The organism is Aeromonas sp. ASNIH5 (assembly GCF_002902865.1).
GTDB lineage: Bacteria > Pseudomonadota > Gammaproteobacteria > Enterobacterales > Aeromonadaceae > Aeromonas > Aeromonas caviae.
The window spans coordinates 819,394-839,915 of the sequence record NZ_CP026122.1 but is presented as its reverse complement, the minus strand read 5'-3'; the positions used below and the strand labels follow the sequence as shown (position 1 = coordinate 839,915).

Here is a 20,522-nt window from a genome sequence, read left to right as displayed (position 1 = left end):
AAATAAGGCGAACGGCTCGCGGTGCGGTAGAAAGCCATTGCATTGAGGGGCCAGTTTGCCTATTCTCCTCGCCGGTGGTCCTATTGGTCCTCTCGCATTGATAACCCGTCGACCTGGTCAGGACCGGAAGGTAGCAGCCAAGGCGGGGGACTCGAGTGCCGGGATGTGGCTGGTAGGGCCACCACTTGTTTCTGCAATTCAATAAGTTACAGCTAATAGCCCCCTTCAGACCTCTTGGTAATCCACTTTGTGTGGATGAATCAGGAGTCTTCTCTGTGAATCTCTGGCTCAGTCCCCACGGCATCTGGTACTACCGCAAGGTGACAGTGCTCCCCTGTGGTCGCCGCAAAGACATCAAGAAATCTCTCCGTACTCGGGACAAGCTGGTAGCTCGTGAACAGGTGGCTAAGATGCTTGCCTGTGTGCGTTCTCGGGTAAAGTCTGAGTCTGTCCAACCGGAACCTCAGCCAAGCTCCCTGCCGGAGCCTCAGCGGCTAAAGCAAGAGACACCCTCAGCGACCAATCCAGCTCCTCGGTCAGTCCCAGCGGCTCCTTCAGCCATTGCATCCCCTGTACTCTCAGAACTCAGTGAGCGTTACCTGAAAGAAAAGGCCCTCTCCTGGGCACCGAAAGAGCTCAGTAACCAGAAGAACTACATCGGCTACTTCATAAAGTCGCTGGGGGATAGACCTCCCACGGCATACAGCAAGGCCGATGTGGTTAAGTTCAAGGACGAATTGCTGAATTCAGGCAAGAGCCCGACGACTATCAACAAGTACCTCCAGAAGCTCTCTCTGTTATTTGTCTGGCTGGGCAATCACCACGAAGGCATCGTAAATCACTTTGCAGGGCTCAAACTCCAACGGGTCAAAGAGGTCAATGCTCGCAGTGGGTACACATCTGCGGAGAAACAGCAGTTGATCCAGTGGGCGAAGCAGCAGGAGCCATACCGCAAGTGGATTGCGCTGCTTGGTCTGTATACCGGAGCGAGAGCCAATGAGATTTGCCAGTTGTACGCGGACGATGTGCAGCAGGTCGATGGGGTATGGTGCCTGAACATCAGGGACAACCGCCCAGACCAGAAGCTCAAAACGGCCAACAGTGCCCGCCTGATCCCTATTCACTCCTCGCTGATTGCTGGTGGCTTTATCGACTTCGTACAGGAAAGGGCAGGGGGGCGGTTGTTCCCTGAGTTACCTCATCGACAAGACGGTTACAGCCATCTCTGGGGGCAGTGGTTTAGTCGTCATCGCCCTGTAGACAAAGACTTCCACAGCCTGCGGCATACTGTGGCAACAGCGTTGAAGGATCATGGGGTGCCGTTACAGTATGCGGCGGCGATCTTGGGGCACACCAATGGGGCTATTAGCTATGACAGGTATGGCGGTGGGGTTGCGGTCGAGAAGCTACAGACAGCTATCGAGGAGGCACTATGAACGAGCGCAGAAGGAGTGTCGTTTTCAGAAGACGGATGCACTGAACGTCAGAAGCCGACTGCACTATAGCAGCGGAGGGGTTGGATCCATCAGGCAACGACGGGCTGCTGCCGGCCATCAGCGGACGCAGGGAGGACTTTCCGCAACCGGCCGTTCGATGCGGCACCGATGGCCTTCGCGCAGGGGTAGTGAATCCGCCAGGATTGACTTGCGCTGCCCTACCTCTCACTAGTGAGGGGCGGCAGCGCATCAAGCGGTGAGCGCACTCCGGCACCGCCAACTTTCAGCACATGCGTGTAAATCATCGTCGTAGAGACGTCGGAATGGCCGAGCAGATCCTGCACGGTTCGAATGTCGTAACCGCTGCGGAGCAAGGCCGTCGCGAACGAGTGGCGGAGGGTGTGCGGTGTGGCGGGCTTCGTGATGCCTGCTTGTTCTACGGCACGTTTGAAGGCGCGCTGAAAGGTCTGGTCATACATGTGATGGCGACGCACGACACCGCTCCGTGGATCGGTCGAATGCGTGTGCTGCGCAAAAACCCAGAACCACGGCCAGGAATGCCCGGCGCGCGGATACTTCCGCTCAAGGGCGTCGGGAAGCGCAACGCCGCTGCGGCCCTCGGCCTGGTCCTTCAGCCACCATGCCCGTGCACGCGACAGCTGCTCGCGCAGGCTGGGTGCCAAGCTCTCGGGTAACATCAAGGCCCGATCCTTGGAGCCCTTGCCCTCCCGCACGATGATCGTGCCGTGATCGAAATCCAGATCCTTGACCCGCAGTTGCAAACCCTCACTGATCCGCATGCCCGTTCCATACAGAAGCTGGGCGAACAAACGATGCTCGCCTTCCAGAAAACCGAGGATGCGAACCACTTCATCCGGGGTCAGCACCACCGGCAAGCGCCGCGACGGCCGAGGTCTTCCGATCTCCTGAAGCCAGGGCAGATCCGTGCACAGCACCTTGCCGTAGAAGAACAGCAAGGCCGCCAATGCCTGACGATGCGTGGAGACCGAAACCTTGCGCTCGTTCGCCAGCCAGGACAGAAATGCCTCGACTTCGCTGCTGCCCAAGGTTGCCGGGTGACGCACACCGTGGAAACGGATGAAGGCACGAACCCAGTGGACATAAGCCTGTTCGGTTCGTAAGCTGTAATGCAAGTAGCGTATGCGCTCACGCAACTGGTCCAGAACCTTGACCGAACGCAGCGGTGGTAACGGCGCAGTGGCGGTTTTCATGGCTTGTTATGACTGTTTTTTTGTACAGTCTATGCCTCGGGCATCCAAGCAGCAAGCGCGTTACGCCGTGGGTCGATGTTTGATGTTATGGAGCAGCAACGATGTTACGCAGCAGGGCAGTCGCCCTAAAACAAAGTTAAGCGTCATGAATGGAGAGCCCCATCAAGTGTTGCAAGAGAACAAACTCCTCGTCAGTGCGTTCGTCGATGCGATTAATGCGCAGGACTGGTCGCGCGTCCTGGCTTTGGTTGCGAGCGACTTCGCCCGCCACAGCACAGCTGCGGGCGAACCCGGCGTCCGATCAGCCGAAGATCTTGTGGCGTTCCTGAAAGCAGAGTTCGCCACGTTCCCCGATGCCACTGAAACACTGCTGGACCTCGTCGCAGAAGGAAACAAGGTCGCTGCGCGGCATCAATTTCACGGTACACAGCTGGGACCGATGGGCCTGTTCCCACCAAGTGGTAAGGTGCTCAACGCAAGCTACATTGCGATCTACCGAATCGAGAACCAGCGCATTGCAGAGGCATGGGCCGAATGGGACAACCTCGCCGGGCTCAAACAGCTTGGTTATGCAAATGAAGCCTAACTTGGCGTTCCAGCCGACCGGCTACGCCGGCGGCTGAATTTGGTCGTTAGGCCTCACGTCATCTCTACCTCACCTCGGTGCCGCCATGTACATTCCACCAGGATTTAACACAATCACACCGTATTATTTTGTCAAAGATGCTGAATCCTTCGTCTCCTTTCTAATTCATGGGCTCGGCGGAGAAGAAGCATGTAGGACGATGCGAAAGGATGGATGCATTCAAAACGTTCAAGTCAGGCTAGGCACATCTACGGTCATGGTCAGTGAAGCTACTCAAAGTTACCCACCAATGGCATCAGCTTTCTATATCTACGTTGAGGATGCGGATTCTGCAATGAAACGTGCCCTTGAGGCTGGCGCTACACTTGAGATGCCAGTTGGTGATATGCCGTATGGTGATAGACAAGGTGGTGTACGTGATAGGACTGGCAACATTTGGTGGATTTCACAGAGAACTGTCCATGAGCCATATACCCCTTAACTACCTACTGCAAGTGAGGCCTAACAATTCGTTCAAGCCGACCCCGCATCGTGGCGTCGGCCACGTGCCTGCGCTACGCTAGCACGCGTCCGCCGCCCCGCTGCGGGGCGGCTTAACTCAGGCGTTGAACGACAGCTTTCCCAAAAGCTCTACGGCTGCTCTGGGTCGACACCGGTAATCGGATCGTTGCCGCACTGAACAGCGCCCCGTTCCAGGTCGCCTCCATTTATGCGGCTGAACCGAGGGAGAGCAGCTTTACGCCGTCTGGCCGCAGTTCGCCCTTGGGCGACACGTGCCGGTAGAGCGTCTGCCGGGTAATCCCGAGTTCTTCGCAGAGATCGCCCACCTTGGTTTCCGGTTGCCCCATGCTGGCCATCGCCAGGCGTAGCTTGGCGGCGGTCATCTTGAAGGGGCGCCCCCCTTTCCTGCCGCGAGCGCGCGCCGAGATAAGTCCAGCGACTGTTCGCTCGGAAATCAACTCACGCTCGAACTCGGCCAGCGCGGCAAAAATACCGAACACAAGCTTGCCGGCGGCAGTCGTCGTGTCGACCGCCGCACCGTGACCGGTCAGGACCTTCAGGCCCACGCTACGCGCAGTTAGGTCGTGCACGGTGTTGATCAGGTGGCGCAGATCACGGCCAAGCCGATCGAGCTTCCACACGATCAGCGTGTCCCCTTCACGAAGCGCCTTCAGGCAAGCAGCCAACCCTGGGCGATCATCGCGCCTGCCCGAGGCCAGATCCTCGTAAAGGTGCGCAAGGCTCACACCAGCGGCGATGAGCGCATCGCGTTGCAAATTGGTGGACTGGGATCCGTCCGCCTTCGATACCCGCATGTAGCCGATCAGCACCTTTTCACCCGTCACGTATACGTTCGATTATGTGACAGTGTGATCCAGAAAGTTATGGCCGTCAAAAATTGTCACTTAACCCGTCATTCTGTCTAAGGCATGCAAAGGGTCCGTCAGGCATATAATGTGACAGAAATTCTGGAGGGATGCCCTCTTTTACAAACGTGACGCGCAAGCGCTCCAGCGACTCGGGGTCATGCCGTCCATAGGATGCGAGCGCGAACAGTGAGCGGGCGGTTTCGGGGTTGTGTCGCGCCTCGACAATGGCATCGCCGATTGCTTTGACGGCTTGCTGCCAATGATTGATCGGCTCGGTTTTCTGCACAACCGCTGGCAGGCCATTGGTGAACCCGGTCAACGGCTCTGGCAGGAACAGCACAGCCTGTTCCCCGCGCGGACTCAGCACCTTCGATTCGATCAGGTCGATGGCGATGGCCGCCGCCTCCAGCATCTGCAACTGTATCGTCGGGTCCAGAATCTCGTAGGGATGCCAAAGACTTTGCCCGGCGCGTAGCGGATGGCCGCAGCGCTCCCAGATATAGCGAATACTGCCGGCGCAAGTCCCGCAATGCGAGAGCGGGGTATTCAGCTCATCAAGCAGGGTGCGCAGCAACCGAAACCAGAGGCCGGCATGGATGCGTCGACGCGGCAATTCCACATACCCCAGCGTCAGCGCCTGCCAGGTACGCCGGTCCATCGTCGCGATGGCGTCGTTGGCTGGGCGCGGCGAAGCGTCGGCGTTCTCCCAGCCGAGAAAACGCCCCGGTACGCCCCAATAGGATTCCAGCCAGCAGCCATGCAGCGGACAGCTCAGCATCAGGGGCAGCTTCCAGGCGAGTAACACAGCTTGATCCGTTGGGTTATTCAGACAGAGCGGGCAGGCCCGATGGATTGACCGGCCGGGCAGCCACGCGCGCCAGCTCGTGATCGATCTCGTCTTGCGCTTGCGCTTCGGCAGCAATACCGAGAACTGGAACGCATAGGTTTCCAGGGCGGCCGGAGCACGGTCGTCGAGGCTGTCCAGCAGCCACGGCACCCAGCCGGCGACGCTCATGCCGCGCAGCCGGTCCAGCTCGATGCCGCTTCGCTGGGAGAGCATCGTCAGCAGCGCCAGTGGTGGTGCGGTGTCCAGATCATCGGCCTGGCCGTGCCCGAGATCGTGTTCCAGCAGGTCGAGCATATCCATCTGATAGCAGGCGGCGACGCGATTGAGCCATGAGGACAGGGCTTCGCCTTCTCTGGGAGCTGGATGCAGCGGCCAGCGTGGAGCCGATTTCACATCAGTTCCTGCTCGAACTGCCGACGCCGCTCGCTGGGGCCGGTGTAATCGGCCATGCTCAGCGTGCGATGGTTGATCGCTTCCTCGCCGCTCTCCACGGCGGCGAGGGCTGCCGCCATCAGCAAGTGCGTCAGTTCGCCGATGGTGCCTTCGCTGCGTGTGAGCAGGTAGCGGGCCATGTCCAGCGTGGCAATCGACGAGGGGCGCCGCAGTGGAAGCGAAGCGGCGAAGCTGGCGAGCAGTGAGCAGCAATCGTCGTTGGCCTCCCACACCGGCAGCATCATCGGCTCGAACCGATTTTCCAACTGGTCATCCGAGCGAATGGCGAGGTAGGCGTCGCGCGTGCCGACCCCGACCAGCGGGATACGTAGTTCGTTGCCGAGGAAGCGCAGCAGGTTGAGGAATTCCCGGCGGTTGACGCTGTTGCCGGCCAGGACGTTGTGCAGCTCGTCGATCACCAGCATGCGCACGCCGACCTTGCGCAGCAAGGCCAGCGCCAGTTGCTCCATTTCCGGCAGCCGTGGGCGCGGGCGCAGTGGCGCGCCCATCGCGGCGAGCAGTGCGACGTAGAAGCGGATCACCGACGGCTCGGACGGCATCTGCACGACCAGCACCGGGATGTGCTCCTGGTCGGCATCAGCACTGGCCGGATGTGTGCGCCGGAATTTCTCGACGATCATCGACTTGCCGTTGTTGGTTGGGCCGACCAGCAGCAAGTTGGGCATGCGTTGCTTATTCGGCCACGCATACAGGGTTTCCAGCCGGTTCAATGCCTCGATTGCGCGTGGATAGCCAATCCAGCGGTCGGCGCGAAAGCGCTGGATGCGCTCGTCCGCCGGCAGCCGAGCCAGCCCCTGCGCTGCCGGCAGGAGGTGGGACAGGTCGATGATGGGATATTCGTCCACGGCTACCATTCCTCGATCTGGTCGAACGGTTTGGCCGGTGTCAGGTTATCTGCCTGCGGGTCGGCAACGTCCGTTTCCGGTGGAGTCGGCTTGTCCGGCGGAACCGACACCTTGAGGTGCTGGCGGCGATCCGCATCACGCCGCGCCTTGCGCGTGGCTTTCTGTGCGCTGGTCACGATCTCGCGCATCTGCCCGATCATGCGGAACAGCGCCGATTCATCCACCTGTTCGCGCCCTTGCTGCCGCAATTTCGCCAGCGCCTGCCGTTGTTCCCAGAGGGTGACTGCCGGGTGCGACAAGGTACGGTAGGGGATTTCCAGATAATGCTGCCCCTCCGGTTCCAGCACCCAGATACGGCTGATGTCACGCGGGTCGCGCCGAATCAGGAAGGCCGGCCAGCGCTCGCGCCGCGCGATCCACGGTTTGAGCGCATCGGCGTAATAGTGGATGTGGTCGAGGACGAAGCCGGTGCGGGTCAGGGTGCGGCGAATGATGGGCAGGAAATCGACCAGGAAAGCCGTAGCGCGGGTGACGACAGCCGGTACACCGACAAGCCCCACCGCCTCGGCCCAGCGCGCCGCCGGCGGCTGAAGCAGGCCGTTGTGCACAGAGCCGTGATAGGTGCCCACCGCCAACGTGAGCCAGCGCTCCAGCTCATGCAATGTCAGAGCGGCCTTGTTTTCGGAATCGTAGTCCCCGCGCTGGTCAGGGTTGGAGAAGGTCGTCCCTGGCAATTCATCGTGGATCATCTGCATCGCCGTGCCGATGATCCGTTCCACGATGCCGCCATAGTGCGGCTGCCCTGGGGGACGATAGTCCAACCGGATGCCGTGCTGTTCGCAGCCACGGCGCAGCGCCTCACTTTTGAACTCGGCCGCGTTGTCCAGGTAGAGCAGCCTGGGCTTGCCGCTCATCGGCCAATCCATTTCTATATTCAGACCCTCCAGCCAGGGACGCTTGTCGCAGGCAACATGCACAAGGCACAGGCCGACCGAAACGGATGACGGCGCTTCCAATGTGACCACCATGCCGAGCACGCAGCGGGTGAACACGTCGATGGCGAGGGTGAGGTACGGCCGGCGAATCGGTTGCCGGTCGCGCTCGTCCATCACGATCAGGTCGATGACTGTGTGATCGATCTGCACTTGTTCCAGTGGCGCGGTCATGGCGGGGGGCTCACCACCGACACCTTGCAGGCTGCGTGACGCATCCTGACCTTCCCGGCGGCGAGCGGCCTTGAGCGGATCGAGGCCGGCGATCCGCAGGGCCACAGTGTTGCGCGCTGGCACCCGTAGCTTTTGTGCTTTACAAGCCTGCGCGACCTCGCGGTGGAACGCCGCCAAGCTACGCTTCTGCTTGGTCAGGAAGCGCTTTTGCAGCAACTCGCGGATGATGCGCTCGACCGATTCCGGCAAGCGTCCCTTGCCTTTTCCGCCGCCGGATTGGCTGCGAGCCAAGTCAGTCACAAGCCCCGAGCCTTGCCGGGCACGGCGGATCAGGACATACACCTGCCGCCTGGACAGGCTAAGCGCGTGAGCAGCGGCATCGGCGGCTTCATGCCCGACCACATCAAGGGCTGCCAGCGGCCCGATGAATTCCGCCCGTTGCCGGGCCTGCGCCCATGCCGCATCGGGCAGGGTGGCCACGCCTTGCTCGGCAATCAATGATGTGTCTGACGGCATGCTCACACCTCGCTTTGGTGCACACGAGTATTGAGCATAGTCGAGATTGGTGAAGATGACTTCTGATATTTGGCTATCAGGAGCTGACTGCACTCCGGACGTTACGTCCAGTTAATTGGTGCAATCGTCTTCTGAAAACGACAACATTACGACTGAGAGACAAGGAGAAAAGATGTTTGTGAGGGCATACCTGCGGGCCAGTACACAAGAACAAGATGCACAACGGGCACGTCAGACACTTGCAGACTTTGCCCAAGAGCGAGGCCATACAGTAGCAGCGTGGTATGCGGAGAACGTATCTGGCGCACACTTGGAGCGTCCCGAGTTGACCCGTCTGCTGGCTGACGCTCAACCTGGAGATGTCTTGCTGCTGGAGCAAGTGGATCGCCTGAGTCGTCTAGTTGAATCCGAATGGCAGCAACTCAAACGAGCCGTTGAAGATGCTGGGGTGCGTATAGTCGCTTTGGATCTACCCACCTCTTGGGGAGCTATGGACAAGGGACAGGTTGGAGCCGCAGACATGACTCAGAGGATCCTTGGGGCGGTGAACCTGATGATGCTTGAACTTCTTGCTGCCTTTGCTCGGAAAGACTATGAGGATCGCAGAAGGCGACAAGCTGAAGGCATTGCCAAGGCTAAGGAGGCGGGCAAGTACAGGGGAAGCACAGCTGATGTTGCCAAGCACAAAGTCATGGTTGACCTCAGGCGCAATGGCGTATCAGTGGGGGACATTGTGGAGATGACTGGTATGTCACGAGCTACCGTCATGCGAGTGCTGAAGAAGGCGCGAGAGAGCGGGGAACTATCCGAGTAACCTATAGACATCAAGAGGAGTCAGGTTCCTCTCGCTCTGCTTCATCATTCAATCTTCCACCATGAGTTGACCACTACACGCACCAAACGATCTCTGAGCAATCGCATAACTGGCCTATGGGGTAGCTTAGGTGCTGGCCATGGATAATCACAGAGGATCATTGAGATGGCTTCCTGTCGATGCCTCTATCCACTGGCAGCCTATCACCTGTCCGATGCTTGGCTGATTTGAATAAACCCTGACCATAGGAGAGAACAAATCTATCGACCCTCTTTCTTACCGCCCCTGTTTTTGGACAGCCTGCCAGCTTGTCCTCGTGATCCTTCCTTTGTAAAATTGCCTTCCAATAAACCCTGACCAATGGAGAACAGCCCATGAGATAAACCAACCAAACCAGAGAAAACTGAATGACCGAACTGACTAGATTGGCCCCTTGAAGATCCAGACACTTCGCCCCTCTTAATTTAAGAGGTAGTCTTGGAACTATGTTCAGTACTAGTCGCAACGAGAAAATGGTCGAAGTGTTAACAGGGGCTGAGCGCCGTCGACGCCGGACTCCGCAGGAAAAGATCTCCATCGTGCAGCAGACCTTTGAGCCCGGAATGACCGTATCTCATGTCGCTCGCTTGCACGACGTCAACGCCAACCAGCTTTTCAAATGGCGTAAACAATTCCAGGAAGGCTCTCTCACGGCGATCACCGCCGGTGAGGATGTTGTTCCAGCCTCCGAGTTGGCTGCTGCCATCAAGCAGATCCGAGAGCTCCAGCGTCTGCTCGGGAAGAAGACCATGGAGAACGAGATCCTCAAAGAAGCCGTGGAGTATGGTCGAGCAAAAAAATGGATTGCGCATGCGCCCTTGTTGCCGGGGGACGACGATTAAGTGCTGTGAGCCAGGCCCTTAATGTATCGCGTGCGCAGCTATCCGTTCGTGTTCATCGCAAACCAGGTTGGCAAGATGGTCGTCATCATCGCCAGCGTGATGATGCAGCCTTACTTGGCCGTATCATGGAGGCGATGGCAGAACTTCCCTCCTATGGCTATCGCCGGGTCTGGGCGCTGTTACGGCGTCAGTCAGAGGCAACAAGACAGCCTGTAGTAAACGCCAAACGGGTATATCGCGTCATGAGAGAGCATGGCCTGCTGCTGGAAAGAAAACCGGCTGCACCATTGGCCCAGCAGGCACATAAGGGGCGTGTTGCCGTCAAAGATAGCAATCGACGTTGGTGCTCGGATGGCTTCGAGTTTCGCTGCGATAACGGTGAAAAACTACGAGTCACGTTCGCCATGGACTGCTGCGATAGGGAGGCGTTGGACTGGGCTGCCAGCACCGGGGGTTACGACAGTGACACGGTGCAAGATGTCATGCTGAGATCTGTCGAACGACGCTTCGGGGATGCGTTGCCGGCATCACCGGTGGAGTGGCTGACTGATAATGGCTCGGCGTATCGAGCCCATGAGACCCGCGCGTTTGCACGAGAAATCGGGTTGGAGCCCAGAACGACGGCGGTGAGAAGCCCACAGAGCAACGGTATAGCGGAGAGCTTCGTGAAGACGATGAAGCGAGACTATATCGAGATGATGCCGAAACCAGATAGCCGAACAGCGGTAGGCAATTTGGCCATCGCGTTTGAGCATTATAACGAACACCACCCGCACAGCGCCTTGGGATACCGTTCACCTCGGGAATTTCTGCGCAGTCGGGTATCACAACCCTAAGCGGGAAAAAGTGTCTGGATCTATGGGGTCAAATCCACTGACTAATTCCATCGCTACCCCTAAGCGTGGCCGTCCAGTATTTACCCACGATAATCGCTTTGTCCGCCAATGGCTTTACCGCTATAGCACTTCTCTCCCGTTGGAAGATGGGTTGCTGCTACCTTTTAAAGTCCCGTCTATCTACGAGTTGCCAAGCTGGTGCAATGATGTGATTGTTGGAGCTGCAAGGTTGAACAATTCCGAGAAGTACACAGGAAAACCATTAAATACAACACTCATCATCAAGCTACTCATGGCTTTCCCCACGCTGACCAATGCCAATGTGAAGGCGTTCCTCGAGTCTCGAATGGCAGACACTGTCAGCAAGCAATACGTGAGTCAGCTAGCTAATGCTGCTATTAGTGCGAGTAAATCAATCGACTACTACCTTGCTAAGCTAGAACTTGGGGAACAAATCGGAAGGGGGCCAACTGGAAATAGTCTGACATTATTTAGTAATCCGTCAGATCACTCCTCGGTCTGGTCGGAGTGTCAGGCAGCATAGGCTTGAGTTTACAGGGATAGTCTGAACCCATCGATCTTGGTCTGGGATGATTATCAAAAAAGTATTATCTACCAGACCTTCTATCAGATCTGACATCGTTTGCTCATTGGGAATGAATGCCTGCTCTGGCTAGTGATGATTACCAATAAAGACTATCCCAATAATCTTATCTATAAGATACCTATCAGCCCCCCCCTCAAACTCGGTGATCTCCATACTTTGGGGATCTCCCCATTCCTGCTGGAATAGAGGGAGGTCTAATGAAGACCAGATCTGTACAAGCTGGGGAAATGCCAAGTTGGTCTAAGCTGGAACGAGTTTTTCTGGCTGTTTATTGAACAGTGTTTGTTTGGAATGCAGGTGTCTCTAAGAATGGTAAGTTATTCACAGTAACTGCTGACATCAGCAACACTAGATTCATAATCAGAATGTGCACTTTGCGCATTACTCATCTCATACGAACAGTCATCTTCAAGATCCAGATTTGTTGCGCATGAATGTAATGAGCTCGCTGCTGTTGCAAGAACGTCTGCCGCACTCTCAGCCTCTTCTCTTGCTTGAATGCACTCTTCTGAATCTTCAGATGCGGCAGCAATAGGCAATCCAAACACGACAAGAAGGGAAAATAAGCTAGCACTTAAAATACGCATAAAAGTCTCCGATTCACTATGGAGCTTATTATGCTGAAAGGTCTCTCATCGTTACTTGATCCTCTTCACAACATCCCTTAGATACCAGAGCCAAAGGCCAACTACTGGATTTCCAGTGAGCTTCTATTACCCGCTTTTCTTTCACCTGTGGCGCTGTTTTACGTTGGCTTACTACGTCTGTTCTTCATTGACTTGAAGCATTAGGGGAGGGCAGTTATCATGGGCTCCTCAATTGCCCCTATAGCTACTCCACTTCATGTTGTAGTGGTCTAATCATCCCGGACACCGTTTTAGGTGGTACAGTCGCCACCATTATTTGAGGTGTTCAATGACAAGATTACGTCGCTCATTTACTGCCGAGTTCAAGCTGGAAGCCGCATCCCTGGTGCTCGACCAAGGCTATTCAGTCCCCGAAGCCAGCCGTTCACTGGATGTCGGCGAAACCGTGCTGCGTCGATGGGTTCAGCAACTTCAATCAGAACGAAGTGGCGCTACACCTGCTAACCGGGCGCTGACCCCTGAGCAGCAAAAAATTCAGGAGTTGGAAGCCCGCATCAACCGGCTTGAACGCGAAAAGGCCATTCTAAAAAAGGCTACTGCTCTCTTGATGGCGGACGAACTCGAACGTACGCGCTGATAGACCGATTAAGGGAGCAAGCCCCCACCACCCTGGTCTGTTGCGCTTTCGGTATACCAACCGCCTGTTTTTACGACTATCTGGCTCGCAGGCGCACAATTAACCGTGAACGGGTGCAGCAGAGAAGTGAGTTACGGTGTTTGTTCAAAGAGAGTAGAGGCTCAGCTGGCAGCCGGGCCTTGATGTCAATGATGCGGGCACTGGGGCATCAGATTGGTCGGTTCAAGGTGCGTCGCCTGATGAAGGAGGCCGGGCTGGTCTCCAAACAACCGGGAGCTCATCGTTATCAGGTCGCGCGGTCTGAACGACCGGATATTCCTAATCTTCTGGCGCGTGAATTTGATGTCCAGCAACCCAATCAGGTGTGGTGCGGCGACATCACTTACGTATGGGCAGGTGGCCGCTGGCATTACCTGGCCGCGGTGCTCGACCTCCACACCCGACGGGTCGTGGGCTGGGCGATGTCCGGCAGGCCTGATGCTGAGTTGGCCGTGAAAGCGCTCGACATGGCGTATCAGCAACGGGGCTGCCCGTCTGGCGTGCTGTTTCACTCCGACCAGGGCAGCCAATACGGCAGCCGGGTATTTCGGCAACGGCTGTGGCGCTATCGCATGACCCAGAGCATGAGTCGGCGTGGCAACTGCTGGGATAACGCGCCGATGGAGCGGCTGTTCAGGAGCCTCAAGACGGAATGGCTTCCGACCACGGGGTACATGAGCCTGCGGGAAGCCAAGCGGGATATCAGCTACTACCTGATGGATTACTACAACTGGCGGCGCCCGCATCAACACAATGATGGGATACCGCCAGCAGAGGCCGAAAATCGGCTTAACTGTGTGTCCGGATTTAGTTGACCACTACATGTGGATTACTTTGGTCGGGTTAGTTGTTACATCTTGATTTTAGAAATCTTGTTGATGGCAATCAGTTCCATCCCCAAGTGCCTGATTTATTTGGGCTCGCATTGATAACCCGTCGACCTGGTCAGGACCGGAAGGTAGCAGCCAAGGCGGGGGACTCGAGTGCCGGGATGTGGCTGGTAGGGCCACCACCTGTTTCTGCCATTCAACAAGTTACAGCTAATACCCCCTTCAGACCTCTTGGTAATCCACTTCATGTGGATGAATCAGGAGTCTTCAAAGTGCATTTTCAGCTCTCTTCACATGCTATTTGCTCTACCGCAAGGTGAGCCTGTGCCCTATGGGCGTTTATCAGGCTTCAGACCGCGCCTGGCTCAAACTTCCTCTTGATCTTCAGCACTGTCCCCTTGAGATCATGCTTTCCCTCAGTCACCTCCCGTGGCCTCTATGGCCCAGCCATCTTCTGACTTTCAGCACTGCAAGCTCTTGCAGTACGCCATCTGACGCCTCCTTTTGTTGGCGCTGGCAGAGCAGGTGAGGCCATGCGCTTGACGCGACACCATGCCGGGGCCACGCGGCAACGCGACCCCCTCTGGTGGCGGGAGCTCGGAGAGGCTATCTTGCCGTTGCTGGAGACGCCGGGCACCGGTTTCATGCGGTGCAGCTCTTCCGCTCTGTTTTACGGAAGTTGCGGCCCCGTGCAGGGGTTGCTCCCGACTCACCAGATACCAGGCTGGCAGGCGTGTCAGATTGCAGAACCCGTCAGCCTCTTTTCGCGCCCTTGAGGGGCGTCGTTTTCTGTGGTTGCTCAAAGGAGCCCTGATGATTGGCATGATCGCATCTCTACTCAAACCGGGCCTGCCCGAACACCCGGACTCCTCGCAATATCAGGGGGGCCGGTTCAACAATGCCGTGACACCCCAGGCGCGAAGCCTCTGGGAAGGGGCCAGGCTCTGGTGGGACTTCCTGTTCGCCAAGCCTGAGGGCACGGTGCCGGATCGCGCCATTCCGGTACAGGTCATGACCCGGGAGGGGCTCATCGCGGCGCCGGACAACAGCGTGTGGCGCCTCGGCCACTCCACTCTGCTGCTGAAGTTGCAGGGCACGTTCTGGCTGACGGATCCCGTGTTCAGCGAGCGGGCCTCGCCGGTGCAGTGGTTCGGCCCCAAGCGCTGGCATCAGCCGCCCATCACCCTGGAAGCGTTGCCTCCCATCGAGGGGGTGATCCTCTCCCATGATCACTACGACCATCTCGATCACGGGGCCATACTGGCGCTGCAGGAGAAGGTCGGCCACTTCATCACGCCCCTCGGGGTGGGGGCGCGCCTCATGGCCTGGGGGATTGCGAAGGAGAAGATCCGCGAACTGGACTGGTGGCAGCAGACCCGGGTGGGCGGTGTCACCCTGGTAGCGACCCCGGCCCAGCATTTCTCCGGCCGTGGCCTCGGGGACGGCAACCAGACCCTCTGGGCCTCCTGGGTCATTCGCGGCGAGGGGGTCAACCTCTTCTTCAGCGGTGACAGCGGCTACTTCGACGGTTTCAAGGAGATTGGCAGGCGCTACGGTCCGTTCGATGTGACCTTTCTCGAGACCGGGGCCTACGACAAGCGCTGGGAGCTGGTGCACATGCTCCCGGCGCAGACGGCGCAGGCGTTTCACGATCTCGGGGGGAAATGGCTCTATCCGGTGCACAACGGCACCTTCGATCTGGCCATGCACCGCTGGAACGACCCGCTTGAGCAGATTGCCCGACTGGCTGCCGAGCAACAGATCCCCCTGACCACGCCTGTCATGGGGGAGCCTCTGGAGGTGCTGAGCCCCCATGAGGGCAGCCCCTGGTGGCGCGATTGACCTGAGTGCCCTCCAAAGACGGTGTCACCCCTCAAAGGGGCGTGCGGGAGGCTAGGGCCGGGCCCTGTGAGCGCCCCCGGTGCCTCCCCATCCTCTGTGCCGGGCCAGCTATGACCAGGCGGGGAGGGCGCACGGGAGCGCCTTGCCCGCGTTATCTTCTGCCACCGGGGTCTTGCTGATACCTCACTCGGGCTGGGCGGCAACCTGGCGCTTGAAGGGACCTGGCTTGTTGGCCTTGCGGTGCTCCGAGACCAGGATCAGCAGGCGCTGCAGGGCGATGAAGCTGAACAGCAGCAGGCCGATGATGATCTTGGTCCACCAGGAGCTGAGGGTGCCGTCGAAGTTGATGTAGGTCTGGATCAACCCCTGGATCAGCACCCCGAACAGGGAGCCGAAGACGGTGCCCACCCCGCCGCTCAGCAGAGTGCCGCCGATGACCACGGCGGCGATGGCATCGAGCTCCACCCCGACGGCGGCGAGCGGATAGCCTGCCGAGGTATAGAGCGCGAACACGATGCCTGCCAGGGTCGCCAGGGTGGTGGAGAGCAGGTAGATGCGAATGGTGGTGTGGCGCACCGAGATCCCCATCAGGGCTGCCGAGGTGGCGTTGCCGCCGATGGCGTAAACGTTGTTGCCAAAGCGGGTGCGGTTGGCGAGCAGGATGCCGAAGACCACCACCGCCAGCATGATGAGGGCCAGCAGGCTCAGGCGACCACCCCCCGGTATCTTCCACGACAGGCTCGACAGATAGGTGAAGCTGGGGTGATCGATGGGCAGGGACTGCTCGGAGATGAGAAAACTGGCCCCCCGCAGGAAGAACATGCCCGCCAGGGTGATGATGAAGGCGGGGATCTTCAGGGTGTCGATGAGCCAGCCCATGAGGGCGCCAAAGCCTGCTCCGAGCACCAGCACCAGAGGGATGGCCAGCACGGGGCTGACCCCCAGCTTCCCGATGAGGGTTGCCAGCAGCACGCCGGTGAAGGCGATGACGGCCCCCACCGACAGATCGATGCCCCCCGAGAGGATGACGAAGGTCATGCCCACCGCCACTATTCCCAGAAACGCGTTGTCCGTCAGGATGTTGCAGATGATGCGGGTGGACATGAAGGCAGGGAAGGAGGCCAGGCAGAGTAGATAGCCCAGCACGAAGACCATGATGGTCACCATCAGGGGGAGGTTGCGTTTAAACATGGCGAGTCCCTCGCTGGAAGAGGTGGTTGAGGGCCGGTGATTGCATGACCAGCACCGCCAGCACCACCAGGGCCTTGACGATCTGGTTCCACTGGGGCTGGTAGCCGGAGAGCAGGATCCCGGTGTTCACCCCCTGGATGATCAGTATGCCGACCAGGGAGAGGGCGAGGTTGAAGCGCCCCCCCATCAGGGAGGTGCCTCCTATCACCACCGCGAGAATGGCGTCCATCTCGAGCCAGAGCCCGGCGTTGTTGGCATCGGCACCCCGGATGTCGGCGGCGACTATCATGCCGGCGACGGCGGCCATCATGCCGCTCAACAGGTAGGTGGCGATCACCACCATGGGGGTGTTGAGCCCGGCGTTCTTGGCGGCCTTGATGTTGATCCCCACCGCTTCGATGAAGAGGCCGAGGGCGGTGCGTTTGGTCAGCAGCCAGAGCAGCAGCGCCATACCCAGGGTGATGATGACCGGGGTGGGCAGATAGAAGAGGGAGCCGCTGCCGATCCAGGCGAGTGCGTCGTTGTTGAAGGTGATGATCTGCCCCTCGGTGATGAGCTGGGCGATGCCCCGGCCCGCCACCATGAGGATCAGGGTGGCGACGATGGGCTGGATCTTGAACACCGCCACCAGCAGGCCGTTCCACAGGCCGCACAGAAGGCCCACCCCGATGACGGCGGCGAAGATGACCGGCAGGCTGTGACCGCCGGTGGCCAGGCTGGCCATGGTGGCCCCGCTGATGGCCATGACGGCGCCCACCGACAGGTCGATGCCGCCGGTGGCGATCACCAGCGTCATGCCAAGGGAGAGCAGGGCCACCGGGGCACAGCGGTTGAGGATGTCGATGAGGCTGCCAAACAGCCGCCCATCCTGGATGTGGATGGCGAAGAAGTTGTCGGCGACCAGGGCATTGATGAGCAGCACGCACACCAGGGCGGCGCACTGGGCCGAGCCCGTGGGCCACTCCCTGCGGGCGCGCGACCCCTTGGCGAGGGGGAGAATGGATGACGTCATATCAGGCCTCACATGCAATGGCGTTCATGATGGCAGGGACGCTCAGGGCGTCCGTCGCAAGCTCTGCCACCTGTTTTCTGTCACGAAGGACGATCACCCGATCGGCATAGCCCACCAGCTCCTCGAGCTCGGAGGAGATGACCAGCAGGGCCAGCCCGTTGGCGCAGAGGGATTCGATGAGGCGGATGATCTCGGCGTGGGCCCCCACGTCGATGCCCCGGGTAGGCTCGTCCAGGATCAGGAACTGGGGTTTGGTGAGCAGCCAGCGGGCGAGCAGCACCTTTTGCTGGTTGCCCCCGGAGAGAAACTGGATGGGCTGCTCCGGTCCCGGGGTCTTGATGGCCAACTGCTCGATGAGGCGAGCGGTGATCTCGTCCTGTTCCTTGCGAGACAGGGGATGCAACCAGCCCCGCTGGGCCTGCAGGGCCAGCACCATGTTCTCCCGCACCGAGGCCGAGGCGATGATGCCGGCGCTCTTGCGATCCTCCGGGCAGAAACCAAAGCCGTTGGCGGCCGCCTGGCGTGCAGAGCGGATGGTCACCGGTTTGTCCCGCACCCGGCACTCGCCGCTGTCGCTCGGCACTATGCCGAACATCAGCTCGGCGATCTCGGTACGACCGGACCCGAGCAGGCCGGCGAGGCCCACTATCTCCCCGGGCATGACGTCGAGACTGAAGGGGGCGATGACTCCCCGCTTGCCATAGTCCCTGAACGACACCATGGGCTGGTTGCTGCGCAGTGTCTTGCCCGCCCGCTTGAGGGCATTGTCGTCCAGCTCGCGTCCCAGCATCATCTTGACCAGCTCCAGTTGTGGCAGTGCCTGGGTGTCGCGGGTGCCGACCAGCTCGCCGTTGCGCAGCACTGTGATGCGATCGCTGATGGCGTAGACCTGATCGAGAAAATGGGTGATGAAGATGAGGCTCACCCCCTGATCCCGCAGGCGCGTCATGAGGGAGAAGAGCATCTGGACTTCGCTGGCATCCAGGCTCGCGGTGGGCTCGTCCAGGATCAGGATCCTGGCGGAGAGTGACACCGCCCGGGCGATGGCCACGATCTGCTGCATGGCGACCGAGTAGTGGTCGAGGGGCAGGGTGACATCCATCTCGAAGCCGTGGCTGGCCATGATGGCGCTGGCCTGCCGGGTCATGGCGCCCCGGTCGATGAAGCCGAAACGGCGGGGCTCATGGCCGATGAAGAGGTTGTCCGCCACCGACATGTTCGGCAGCAGGTTGACCTCCTGATAGACGGTGCCTATCCCCAGACGCTGGGCATGGGCGGTGTCCGTGGGGGAGATGGGGGCGCCATCGAGTTCGATACGGCCGGCGTCTCGCTGATAGACACCGGTGAGGGTCTTGATCAACGTGGACTTGCCGGCCCCGTTCTCGCCGAGCAGCGCCATGATCTCTCCCCGGCGCAGGGAGAAGTCCACCTGATGCAGGGCTCGTACTCCGGGAAACGCCTTGCATATTCCGCGGGCATTTAATACGACATCGTGAGTGTTCTCTGACATGAACATTGGCTCTCCGATATAGCGCGCCATACAAGTTCAATCACTTATATGGCGCGCTATGTGACAGTCTGGCGGGGGAGCGGGATTAATAACCCATGTCTTTTTTCAGCTCGAGCTGCGCCTCGGCACTCCCGGGCTCAAACAGTTTGGACTCCGTCTTGATATGTTTGGGGGGCAGGGTGCCATATTTCTTATAGGCCAGCAGGGCATCGAAGGCCGGTCCCGCCATATTCGGCGTGAGCTCCACCGAGGCATTGGCTTCGCCTGCGATCATCGCCTTGAAAATATCCGGCACGCCATCGATGGAGATGATCTTGATATCCTTGCCCGGTTTCAGCCCGGCCTCTTTAATGGCCTGGATGGCGCCGATGGCCATGTCATCGTTATGGGCGTAGACGGCGCAAATATTCTTGCCGCTATTTTCCGCCTTGATGAAGCTCTCCATCACCTCCTTGCCTTTGCTGCGGGTGAAGTCGCCGGACTGGGTGCGGATGATCTTGATGGTGGGCACGGCCGCGACGGTGTCGAGGAAGCCCTTCTTGCGATCCAGCGCCACGCTGGCACCCACCGTGCCCTGCAATTCCACCACGTTGCACGGTTTGCCATCCTGCTGCTTGATGAGCCACTGGGCTGCCACTTCCCCTTCGTGGACGCTATCGGCGGCGACCCCGGTCATGAAGAGACCGTCATCTTTTACCGTGATATTGCGATCCAGCAGGAAGACCGGGATCTCGGCCTCTTTCGCCTCCTGCAATACCGGCTCCCAGCCAGTCTGTACCACGGGGGCAATAAAAATGGCATCCACCCCCTGGGCAATAAAGGAGCGAATGGCCTTGATCTGGTTCTCCTGTTTCTGCTGGGCATCGGCAATTTTCAGGATGATGCCGCGTTTTTGGGCTTCGCTCTTGGCGACCGATGTTTCTGCAGCTCGCCACCCGGATTCAGAACCAATTTGCGAGAAGCCCACGGTCATCTCTGCAGAATATGCAGTGGCCGAGAGAATAAGGGTGCTGATAATGCTCGCCAGTTTCACTTTTTTATACATATGACACTCCTTTGTGATGCATGGTGAAATAAACCGGAACACGTCAGGTTTTTATTGTACGGGTCAAGGTTATAGGCTCTTGAATTAAACGGCGGGAGGTGGCTCACAGAAAATTTTCAGCAGCACGATGCTTCATACAAACAGCAGAAGAGTTCATATATCGAGCCCTGCCTGTATTGATTTTTATGCATATTTATTTAATTAGGCAACCATTGTGTCCAGAGTGCCACCTGCTTTTTG

Annotated in this window: 18 protein-coding genes and 2 other RNA genes; 10 read left to right on the top strand and 10 right to left on the bottom strand. The window is 58.7% G+C overall.

Annotated features, from left to right (window positions below; translation table 11 throughout):
- Positions 1-81: 81 nt before the first annotated feature.
- Positions 82-178: signal recognition particle sRNA small type (gene ffs / locus C2U30_RS03770), an RNA gene on the top strand.
- Positions 179-275: 97 nt separating this feature from the next.
- Complete coding sequence (locus C2U30_RS03765; RefSeq protein ID WP_103243196.1) at positions 276-1,436, top strand: site-specific integrase; 1,161 nt, start codon at positions 276-278, stop codon at positions 1,434-1,436.
- Between the two features lie 218 nt (positions 1,437-1,654).
- On the opposite strand, the gene intI1 is transcribed toward C2U30_RS03765, so the two are convergent.
- A complete protein-coding gene (intI1, locus tag C2U30_RS03755) occupies positions 1,655-2,668 on the bottom strand; it encodes a class 1 integron integrase IntI1 (RefSeq protein ID WP_000845048.1) in 1,014 nt (337 codons plus the stop codon).
- A gap of 166 nt (positions 2,669-2,834) precedes the next feature.
- Here intI1 and C2U30_RS03750 point away from each other — a divergent pair, with 166 nt between their 5' ends.
- Together C2U30_RS03750 and C2U30_RS23150 are read left to right on the top strand one after the other, a co-directional pair.
- Positions 2,835-3,254 carry an ester cyclase gene (locus tag C2U30_RS03750; protein WP_233721058.1) on the top strand — a complete coding sequence of 140 codons (420 nt, stop codon included), beginning with the start codon at positions 2,835-2,837 and terminating at the stop codon, positions 3,252-3,254.
- A gap of 85 nt (positions 3,255-3,339) precedes the next feature.
- Positions 3,340-3,735: a VOC family protein gene (locus C2U30_RS23150; RefSeq protein WP_103243194.1), complete on the top strand. Its 396-nt coding sequence runs from the start codon at positions 3,340-3,342 to the stop codon at positions 3,733-3,735.
- Between the two features lie 226 nt (positions 3,736-3,961).
- On the opposite strand, the gene C2U30_RS03740 is transcribed toward C2U30_RS23150, so the two are convergent.
- From C2U30_RS03740 to C2U30_RS03725, 4 genes are all read right to left on the bottom strand, one after another.
- Positions 3,962-4,585, bottom strand: coding sequence for a recombinase family protein (locus C2U30_RS03740; RefSeq protein WP_003155741.1), 624 nt, complete (start codon positions 4,583-4,585; stop codon positions 3,962-3,964).
- Between the two features lie 61 nt (positions 4,586-4,646).
- Complete coding sequence (locus tag C2U30_RS03735) at positions 4,647-5,864, bottom strand: TniQ family protein (RefSeq protein WP_054485448.1); 1,218 nt, start codon at positions 5,862-5,864, stop codon at positions 4,647-4,649.
- On the bottom strand, positions 5,861-6,769 hold the full coding sequence (locus C2U30_RS03730) for a TniB family NTP-binding protein (protein WP_054485447.1): 909 nt from the start codon (positions 6,767-6,769) through the stop codon (positions 5,861-5,863). The genes C2U30_RS03735 and C2U30_RS03730 overlap by 4 nt, the downstream gene beginning before the upstream one ends.
- Before the next feature lie 2 nt (positions 6,770-6,771).
- A complete protein-coding gene (locus C2U30_RS03725; protein WP_103243193.1) occupies positions 6,772-8,451 on the bottom strand; it encodes a Mu transposase C-terminal domain-containing protein in 1,680 nt (559 codons plus the stop codon).
- Between the two features lie 172 nt (positions 8,452-8,623).
- Between C2U30_RS03725 and C2U30_RS03715 the strand changes: the two genes are divergently transcribed.
- From C2U30_RS03715 to C2U30_RS22600, 3 genes are all read left to right on the top strand, one after another.
- Positions 8,624-9,265, top strand: coding sequence for a recombinase family protein (locus tag C2U30_RS03715; RefSeq protein ID WP_064341587.1), 642 nt, complete (start codon positions 8,624-8,626; stop codon positions 9,263-9,265).
- A gap of 512 nt (positions 9,266-9,777) precedes the next feature.
- A protein-coding gene (locus C2U30_RS03710) for an IS3 family transposase (RefSeq protein ID WP_103243716.1) occupies positions 9,778-10,982 on the top strand; the annotation gives its coding sequence in 2 pieces (ribosomal slippage) (positions 9,778-10,096 and positions 10,096-10,982; 1,206 coding nt in all).
- A 10-nt stretch (positions 10,983-10,992) separates the two neighbouring features.
- Positions 10,993-11,526: a hypothetical protein gene (locus C2U30_RS22600; RefSeq protein ID WP_158654832.1), complete on the top strand. Its 534-nt coding sequence runs from the start codon at positions 10,993-10,995 to the stop codon at positions 11,524-11,526.
- Between the two features lie 380 nt (positions 11,527-11,906).
- On the opposite strand, the gene C2U30_RS22595 is transcribed toward C2U30_RS22600, so the two are convergent.
- Complete coding sequence (locus C2U30_RS22595) at positions 11,907-12,176, bottom strand: hypothetical protein (RefSeq protein ID WP_124245252.1); 270 nt, start codon at positions 12,174-12,176, stop codon at positions 11,907-11,909.
- 328 nt (positions 12,177-12,504) lie between these two features.
- Between C2U30_RS22595 and C2U30_RS03705 the strand changes: the two genes are divergently transcribed.
- From C2U30_RS03705 to C2U30_RS03695, 3 genes are all read left to right on the top strand, one after another.
- A protein-coding gene (locus tag C2U30_RS03705; protein WP_103243192.1) for an IS3 family transposase occupies positions 12,505-13,667 on the top strand; the annotation gives its coding sequence in 2 pieces (ribosomal slippage) (positions 12,505-12,760 and positions 12,760-13,667; 1,164 coding nt in all).
- Positions 13,668-13,764: 97 nt separating this feature from the next.
- An RNA gene (ffs, locus tag C2U30_RS03700) (signal recognition particle sRNA small type) lies at positions 13,765-13,858 on the top strand.
- Positions 13,859-14,504: 646 nt separating this feature from the next.
- Complete coding sequence (locus tag C2U30_RS03695; protein WP_233721056.1) at positions 14,505-15,524, top strand: MBL fold metallo-hydrolase; 1,020 nt, start codon at positions 14,505-14,507, stop codon at positions 15,522-15,524.
- Between the two features lie 183 nt (positions 15,525-15,707).
- On the opposite strand, the gene yjfF is transcribed toward C2U30_RS03695, so the two are convergent.
- From yjfF to ytfQ, 4 genes are all read right to left on the bottom strand, one after another.
- Entirely contained in the window at positions 15,708-16,715 is a 1,008-nt protein-coding gene (gene yjfF / locus C2U30_RS03690; RefSeq protein WP_045524791.1) for a galactofuranose ABC transporter, permease protein YjfF, read from the bottom strand.
- Complete coding sequence (gene ytfT, locus C2U30_RS03685; RefSeq protein WP_103243191.1) at positions 16,708-17,727, bottom strand: galactofuranose ABC transporter, ATP-binding protein YtfT; 1,020 nt, start codon at positions 17,725-17,727, stop codon at positions 16,708-16,710. Before ytfT ends, yjfF begins: the two co-directional genes overlap by 8 nt.
- A gap of 1 nt (position 17,728) precedes the next feature.
- On the bottom strand, positions 17,729-19,237 hold the full coding sequence (locus C2U30_RS03680) for a sugar ABC transporter ATP-binding protein (RefSeq protein WP_103244641.1): 1,509 nt from the start codon (positions 19,235-19,237) through the stop codon (positions 17,729-17,731).
- Positions 19,238-19,322: 85 nt separating this feature from the next.
- Entirely contained in the window at positions 19,323-20,282 is a 960-nt protein-coding gene (ytfQ, locus tag C2U30_RS03675) for a galactofuranose ABC transporter, galactofuranose-binding protein YtfQ (RefSeq protein ID WP_103243190.1), read from the bottom strand.
- Between the last annotated feature and the right edge of the window lie 240 nt (positions 20,283-20,522).